A 1242-nucleotide genomic window follows, 5' to 3' on the forward strand; every position below is an offset into this window, starting at 1 on the left:
ATCGGGTAGCCGAGGGTTTCTAACCCTCAGCCCCCACAACACCCTGCATGCGGGTCCGCACAGGGCGTTTCACTTGGAATGGTGAAGCTTGATCCATCCATCGCGTAACGCATATAACCCCTGAGACTTGAGATAGGCATTGGATAATGCTTGTTGTATTCCCGGAGTTTTGGAGCTACGCCATGGGCCTTTGCTGGTGATGCCACACGCAACGGCTGATTGAACTCGTACACCGAGTTTCATCAGATTTCTTACTTTGGTGCGTGGCTTTCGCCACTGACGCCAATAAGCCATTCTAACCCTGCGCCGTATCCAATGATCCAGATCGACACAAAGTTGATAGCAGTGGGCGATACCAAAGTAATTAATCCAGCCCCGTATAAACTGACTGGTTTTGAAGAGTTGATATGTCATCGATACTCCCCAGTTGCGGTTCGTTAAACGTCGAATTTGTTGCTTGAATTTCTGCACTGTTTTCGGGTGCCATTGAATGCGGCCTCCTCGAAACGTAAATCCGAGAAATTTGCTTTCATTGGTTTTAACGACGCGGCTTTTGGTCGTGTTGACGACCAGTTTCAAACGGTTTTCCAGGTATCGACCGATACTATGCAGCACTCGTTCGCCCGCACGCTGACTCTTTACCAAAATCGTAAAGTCATCCGCATACCGTGCAAATTTATGGCCGCGCTTCTCCAGTTCTTTATCCAACGGATCGAGCATGATGTTCGCCAGGAGTGGCGATAGGGGGCCACCCTGCGGAACACCTTCCCGGCTTTCACTATAGCGCTGGTTATCGACAACCCCAGCGCGGAGATAAAGCTTAATCAATCTGAGTAAACGCTTGTCCTTCACTTTATAGCCAAGGTGCGTCATCAGTAAATCATGATTAACCCGGTCAAAGAACTTCGACAGATCAATATCCACGGCAATATGCCGTCCTTGCTTGATAAGGCCTTGTACCTGTTTAACCGCTTGTTGCCCGTTACGCCCCGGACGAAAACCAAAACTATGGCTTGAAAATCCGGGGTTGAACACGGGAGTGAGAACCTGGGCAATGGCTTGCTGGATGACGCGGTCTATGACGGTTGGAATACCCAACTGGCGAATACCGCCATCCGGTTTATCTATTTCAACACGCCTGACGGGTGACGGTCGGTATTGTCCTGTTTCCAGTTCGATAACCACCCGCTTCCATTCGCCGGATTTTGCCCAAGCGGGGAACTCATCAATGGTCATCCCATC

1 protein-coding gene is annotated in these 1242 nt (G+C 50.0%); it reads right to left on the bottom strand.

Features of this window, described 5'->3' with window-relative positions:
- Nucleotides 1-69: 69 nt before the first annotated feature.
- Nucleotides 70-1242 (bottom strand): group II intron reverse transcriptase/maturase (gene ltrA, locus EKO24_RS06190; RefSeq protein ID WP_143733184.1); only part of this gene is annotated, 1173 nt, incomplete at its 5' end.

The organism is Candidatus Methylobacter oryzae, from assembly GCF_003994235.2.
GTDB lineage: Bacteria > Pseudomonadota > Gammaproteobacteria > Methylococcales > Methylomonadaceae > Methylobacter_A > Methylobacter_A oryzae.